The following is a 6,201-nucleotide window of genomic DNA, read 5'->3' as shown; positions in this document are numbered from 1 at the left end:
CCCCACACCCCCCACACCCCCCACACTCCCCACACCTCCCACACTCCCCACACCCCCCACACTCCCCACACCCTGCACCTTTCAGACGGAAATTAAAGCTTTGGCTGATTAATTAACCAATTAGTAGATTGCTCATAAGCATAAGCAACCTGAAATAGTTGATCTTCTCGCAACACCTGACCAATCAGCTGCATTCCAATGGGTAATCCTTGTTCATCAAAACCACAAGGGAGACTTAAGGCTGGTAAACCGGCGAGATTTACTGGAATCGTCATCAAGTCATTCAAGTACATACTTAGGGGATCACTAATTTTAGATCCGGCTTTAAATGCTGTGGTGGGAGCAGTAGGAGAAACTAAAACATCAACAGTTTTAAAGGCATTTTCAAAGTCTTGTTTAATCAGGGTGCGGACTTTTTGCGCCTTGAGATAGTAAGCATCATAATAGCCAGCTGAAAGAGCATAAGTGCCAATCATAATCCGGCGTTTAACTTCTGTACCAAAACCAGTGGAACGGGTACGAGTATACATAGATAGGAGATTATCTGCATCTTCAGCGCGGAAGCCGTATTTCACACCATCGTAACGAGCTAAATTAGCTGATGCTTCCGATGGGGCAATAATGTAGTAGCTAGGTACGCCATAGCGGAAATTGGGACAGGAAATGATATGCACTTCTGCTCCCAAACCTTGTAAAACATCGATGGCTTTAGTCACAGCTTGTTCCACAACTGAATCCAAACCATCGCCAAAGGTTTCTTTAATCACTCCTATTCGCAACTTTCCTTTGGGTCTAAAGTTGGGTTTTAAGTTACTGATGTAATTGGGGATGTCCACTTTCAGACTAGTAGAATCTTGAGGATCATAACCTGCGATCGCATTCAGGGCGATCGCCGCATCTTCCACCGTCCGTCCCAATGGCCCCACTTGATCCAAAGATGAAGCATAAGCGATGACACCATAACGAGAAACCAGCCCATAGGTAGGTTTAATTCCCACCACACCACAAAAAGCCGCAGGTTGGCGAATGGAACCCCCAGTATCAGTACCCAGAGACACCACACATTCATCAGCCGCCACCGCCGCCGCCGAACCCCCAGAAGAACCACCGGGAACCCGTGATAGATCCCAAGGATTAGCCGTAATTTGGTAGGCAGAATTTTCTGTGGAACTACCCATCCCAAACTCATCTAAATTGGTTTTGCCGATAATTACAGCCCCGGCATCAATCAATTTTTGTGTCACAGTTGATTCATAAGGCGGCACAAAATTTTCTAAAATGCGAGAGGCGCAAGTAGTCGGAATCCCCTGAGTACATAAATTGTCCTTAATCCCAATAGGAATCCCCGCCAGCAGTCCTATTTCTTCCCCAGCAGCGATTTTGGCATCCACAGACCGAGCCTGCTCTAACGCCTTCTCTGTCGTTACGTGTAAAAAACTGTGTAATTTCGGTTCTAATGCTTGAATACGCGCTAAAGCTTTTTCGGTAATTTCAACAGCAGAACATTCTTTTTTAATTAACTGTGCGTGCAACTCGCGGATGGATGCCATGATTGCTCTCTTTTTGATTCAAGTTATTGATTTTATTACATTTTCCAGGGTACTGGGTATTACCGCTACGCGGAAGTCAAAAGTCAAAAGGCTTTTGTTTTGTAATTTTTAACTTTTGTACTAGTATGCTTACTTACCCCGTGCTGTACTAGGGAAACTCTGGAGTATGGGATTAAAAAAAATTTGCTAACTTTCCGGAATAGTCGTGGCTGTAGTGGTACTACTTATCAGTACGGCGATTTATACAGAATTTTTATAACTCTTCGGGGAACATATCCCCATCTCTTGGTATCACAAGCCCGGTTATTATGACCGGGTTTTTGTGTGCTATGCCTCTGGCGGGCGCTTGTGCGATCGCTCTCTATAGGATTAGCATAAATTTAAACTATACTTAGGATCAGCTATGAGTGCTGTAACCGCCTCAGTCGAAGATTTAGTGCTAATTGCTGGTGCTACTGGTGGTGTAGGTCAACTTGTCACCGCAAACTTGCTAGGAAAGGGGATGAAAGTTCGTATCCTCACCCGCAACGCGGCCAAAGCCAGAAAAATGTTTCCCGAACCAGTAGAAATAGTCGTAGGTGACATCCGCGACATCAGCACACTTCCCCCAGCCATCCAAGATATTAACTACATTATCTGTTGTACTGGGACTACGGCTTTTCCCTCCGAAAGATGGGAATTTGACCCCCCACCTAACTTCCTCGAATGGGGAAGAATTTTGATTGACTCGGAATATCGCAATACTAAAGCCCAGAACAACCCCCAAAAAGTAGACGCTGAAGGTGTCAGGAATTTAATATCAGTGACACCTCCCCATCTCAAACGCTGCGTTTTCGTCTCTTCTGTGGGAGTTCACCGTAAAAACCAGCCACCTTTTAATATTCTCAACGCCTTTGGTGTATTAGATGCTAAAGAAAAAGGAGAGCAAGCCATCATCAATTCAGGAATACCCTATACAATTATCCGTCCAGGACGCTTAATTGATGGTCCTTACACATCCTACGACCTCAACACCTTACTCAAGGCCAAGACAGGCGGAAAACAAGGCGTAGTGGTGGAGACTGGTGACAATCTTTCGGGAGATGCTAGCCGCATAGACGTAGCTGCTGCTTGTGTAGAATCTCTGTTTTACCCTTCTACAGCGAACCAAGCTTTTACTTTAGTTAATAAAGGAACAAGACCACCTGTGATTAGCTGGGAAACAATTTTTTCTCAACTTCGATAGTTTGTAGTGAGGACTTCAGTCCTCTCCTCCCCCACAAAATCCTCATATACCCCACGAGGAAGAACATCATCCAAGCGCAGTTGAAGACGAGGCAAAAGCGGCGAATTAATTAATTGATTCATGCGATAATGAAGCGATTATTCTAGTGTTAACTCCCCTAACGATATATCCACGACCAAGCGTCGATTTTTTAACCACCGGCGGCCAAGTAATATTTCTGGTAGTCCTTCTCCTACATGGACAGGAATATCAAAATCTTTCCCGTCAATTCGTACTTTTCCTAAATAAATGTCAAATTCTGCATCTCCTTGGGCGGTGAGCATTGTTTGCTGTTCTACATAAATCCAATCAAGTGCTTCTAAATCTTGGTTATTAATTGCTAACCACCAGGAAAAACCTGTATCAAACAGTGCATCTACTGGTATTTCTAATCCGTCAGCAGTTATCAATTCTATTTCAAAAAATAATTCATCCTCATCACCAAAGTTGCCCAAAATCATATCCTACCGCACACCCCAGTTTCATTAATCCGGAAAACGTGTAGCCTCATATTCGGGTATTTTGCGTGTGCTTTCTGTGCAACTATAAAAGCATCTTCGTGAAGGAAGTATTCGCCACTTTCAGGTTCAACTGCCATGTACCAGTTATAGTGAGTTGTCATTAATTCTGGTTGTACCTGAGCAAAAATTGACTGACAACGCTGTTTAAATGCTTGGCGTTCAGCTTTCCATTGGGTTTTTTGGTGTTCTGTCCACTGAATTTCCGGAAAAATCCTTCCCCGGTGTACTCTACGAGTTGACTTCGCTTCAGTCATAGTTAATTCTCTGTTGAGTGCAATATTTATATTTTGCAATATTTCTCACTTGGGTGAGCGATGGTGATCAAACTTCACTCAGCCCAATATCTACAAACAATATGCTTTTAGTTAGTTGATTCTATAGGACTATTATTTGATTTTTGAACAGACACGTAGGGTGTGTTAGCGATAGCGTAACGCACCAAAGCCTTAATAATCGTGCGTTACGGATTTCATCCTAACGCACCCTACAATACTTAATTTTTTCATAAATCAAACCGGATTCCTATATGAGGCAAATACATGGAATCTCCTGGTAGTCTCCTAAATAACTTATGTTGCTATAACTATTTTGCTGTGTTGAAACATGATTTAGCTGTTGTGGAAATATGGGATAATCGAGTGGACTGGATGCGATCGCTATCTTCATCTGAAGTATTGCCTTTTTTTATTTTTAAATTCTTTTTACGAATTTCACTCAACTTAGATGGATCTTTCCACGTGCTAGGAAGAGTCAACTTGTAAACATTAGTAGTTCCTTGGCGTACTTCTTTTTCTATCATTCCAATTTCACACAAAATTCTTAGTACATCTTGAGCTTTTCTGTGACTCATACTACATACCTCTGCAATAGTTTTCTGCTTTGCAAAACATCCTTTTGCTGTTCCATCCTTTTTTTTTCCTTCTCTACGGGCAATATGTCCTAAAACACGAAATTCATAAACATCTAACCCATAATCATCTAGATCAGACCTGACAAAAATTACATTTTTATCATCAGTCATCGGTTTCCATATTTTTTCTGGTTTGGTTTTAGGAGACATAAGTATTCATTAAGTATAGATTACTACAATTAGTATATTAAGTTTTATTACATTTTTTGCTCATTTTATGAGTTTTGCATTATATTTTTTGCCCTACCATTGAGGCTATGCATTGACTTATTGCAATCAATGTTATCACAATGATTAGGAATTGCATTATAATTTATTAACTTTATACGCATTTTAAGACATAGGTGGGTATGCATACCTCAACATAGGATGCCACGTATATAAAAACATGGGATATACGCACAAAAACACATAGGGGTACGCATGAAAAGAATAGGGAGATACGTATATAGTTCGTAGGCTAGGTGCGTATACCATGCATACCCTGCTCCCTGTAACCCTTACTATAGATACTTTTAACTATGTAAATTGCTGATTTTGGAGTTATGCTAATCACAAGCGGTGATAAAACAAAATCTCCGCCCTCTCAAGATTCTCACAGAGATGACGGAGATAGTTCAAAAAACCTAATCTCAGCGTAACATGACTTCTATTAACAAAAAAAGAACCGAATCTCAGTCACCTAACGAGTCTGGAGTATCTATAAACTTACGCTTTTCCGAAACAATGATGGCTATGGTAGTAAGCTTGTGCATTTCATTTGGTACGGGAATAGCTCTCAGCAACAGTTTTCAACAAAGTCAGATTAATAACTGCACACTAGGACAACCATTTAGTACATCAGTTCTTTCTGCACCAAAGCCCTTACTGGGAAAGGATAAGTAGGTATTAATCCGAGGTACACGACGCGACAATTGTGTATCTCGGCTCAATCCTAACAGTGGCAGCTTTTGGAATTTTAACTTTATGACGTTAAGCGTCGAAGAGGTTAATTTTCGCTCGCAGCAAGCTGAACTGTATAGGGTTAAACACAAGATAAGCCACTGGCGCGATCGCTAATCGCCAAGACTAGCTGTAAGATATATGGTTACAGGAAAAATAGACTGCTGCGTATAGCCAAAATTGAATAGATGTGTAAATCAGGTGATTTTGACCTTGGTTGTGTAGTATTTTTGGTGCAAGGCTGTCTTAAAGAAATCATCCGATGAAAAAGATACTTAAACAAAAGTTTAGTGTGAAAAAATACCTACTTCAGCTAATTGCGCCCTTAGTGATGGTGATTTTAGCTTCCTCAGTGTTTGTCTCACCTGCATTGGCTACAGGTGTATATCAAATCCCCAATCTGACCGCAAACAACTGGGTTTTAGATCAAGGTGAAATTATCAGTCGCATCAACGAAGGTAAAATTAGCAGCACTTTTGAGGATTTAGCCAAAAAAACCGGAAACGAAGTCAGATTTGTGACTATTCGTCGCCTCGATTATGGTGAAACACCAGAAAGTTTTACTCAAGAACTGTTTGAGAAGTGGTTTCCTACCCCCGCAGAACAAGCTAATCAAACCTTGCTGGTACTGGATACTGTGACTAACGGTACTGCTATTTTGACTGGTGAACAGGTGAAGCCGTTGTTGACTGATGCGATCGCCGAGAGTGTAGTTTCAGAAACTTTGGGTATACCCATCCGAGACGGCAACAAATATAACCAAGCATTTGTCGATGCTAGCGATCGCCTACTGGCTGTCCTCTCTGGAGAAGCAGATCCAGGACCACCGGAAGTTACAGAAACAGTACAGGTAGAAGGTACTTTTACCAAAGCCGAAGATACTGATCAAGGTAATGCGACGGCTTGGGTAGTAGGACTGTTAATAGCTGCTACCATTATCCCGATGGCGACCTACTTTGTTTACCAAGTAAATCAACCATCATCTAATGGATAAGTTTATCAGTTATCAGTGAA

General features: G+C 41.6%; 6 protein-coding genes. 2 read left to right on the top strand and 4 right to left on the bottom strand.

Annotated features, from left to right (window positions below; all coding sequences use genetic code 11):
• Positions 1–92: 92 nt before the first annotated feature.
• A complete protein-coding gene (gene gatA / locus VB620_RS17480) occupies positions 93–1,550 on the bottom strand; it encodes an Asp-tRNA(Asn)/Glu-tRNA(Gln) amidotransferase subunit GatA (protein ID WP_323197423.1) in 1,458 nt (485 codons plus the stop codon).
• A gap of 403 nt (positions 1,551–1,953) precedes the next feature.
• On the opposite strand from gatA, the gene VB620_RS17475 reads away from it, so the two are divergent.
• Positions 1,954–2,775, top strand: coding sequence for an SDR family oxidoreductase (locus VB620_RS17475; RefSeq protein ID WP_323197422.1), 822 nt, complete (start codon positions 1,954–1,956; stop codon positions 2,773–2,775).
• A gap of 137 nt (positions 2,776–2,912) precedes the next feature.
• Here VB620_RS17475 and VB620_RS17470 read toward each other — a convergent pair whose 3' ends face one another.
• From VB620_RS17470 to VB620_RS17460, 3 genes are all read right to left on the bottom strand, one after another.
• Positions 2,913–3,275, bottom strand: a complete 363-nt coding sequence (locus VB620_RS17470) for an aspartyl protease (protein ID WP_323197421.1) — start codon at positions 3,273–3,275, stop codon at positions 2,913–2,915.
• On the bottom strand, positions 3,272–3,589 hold the full coding sequence (locus tag VB620_RS17465; RefSeq protein ID WP_323197420.1) for a hypothetical protein: 318 nt from the start codon (positions 3,587–3,589) through the stop codon (positions 3,272–3,274). Before VB620_RS17465 ends, VB620_RS17470 begins: the two co-directional genes overlap by 4 nt.
• 329 nt (positions 3,590–3,918) lie before the next feature.
• Positions 3,919–4,395 (bottom strand): helix-turn-helix domain-containing protein, encoded by a 477-nt coding sequence (locus VB620_RS17460; RefSeq protein WP_323197419.1) that lies wholly within the window; start codon positions 4,393–4,395, stop codon positions 3,919–3,921.
• Positions 4,396–5,449: 1,054 nt separating this feature from the next.
• On the opposite strand from VB620_RS17460, the gene psb32 reads away from it, so the two are divergent.
• Positions 5,450–6,181, top strand: a complete 732-nt coding sequence (gene psb32 / locus VB620_RS17455; protein ID WP_323197418.1) for a photosystem II repair protein Psb32 — start codon at positions 5,450–5,452, stop codon at positions 6,179–6,181.
• Positions 6,182–6,201: the final 20 nt, after the last annotated feature.

This window comes from Nodularia harveyana UHCC-0300 (assembly GCF_034931085.1).
Classification (GTDB): Bacteria; Cyanobacteriota; Cyanobacteriia; order Cyanobacteriales; family Nostocaceae; genus Nodularia; species Nodularia harveyana.
This window is presented reverse-complemented; position numbering and strand designations above follow the sequence as displayed.

What these genes read in the sequence shown, in the direction of transcription:
- VB620_RS17475 (WP_323197422.1), top strand. Translation starts at nt 1,954, where the DNA reads ATGAGTGCTGTAACCGCCTCAGTCGAAGATTTAGTGCTAATTGCTGGT.
- VB620_RS17460 (WP_323197419.1), bottom strand. Translation starts at nt 4,395, where the DNA reads ATGTCTCCTAAAACCAAACCAGAAAAAATATGGAAACCGATGACTGAT.
- psb32 (WP_323197418.1), top strand. Translation starts at nt 5,450, where the DNA reads ATGAAAAAGATACTTAAACAAAAGTTTAGTGTGAAAAAATACCTACTT.
- VB620_RS17470 (WP_323197421.1), bottom strand. Translation starts at nt 3,275, where the DNA reads ATGATTTTGGGCAACTTTGGTGATGAGGATGAATTATTTTTTGAAATA.
- gatA (WP_323197423.1), bottom strand. Translation starts at nt 1,550, where the DNA reads ATGGCATCCATCCGCGAGTTGCACGCACAGTTAATTAAAAAAGAATGT.
- VB620_RS17465 (WP_323197420.1), bottom strand. Translation starts at nt 3,589, where the DNA reads ATGACTGAAGCGAAGTCAACTCGTAGAGTACACCGGGGAAGGATTTTT.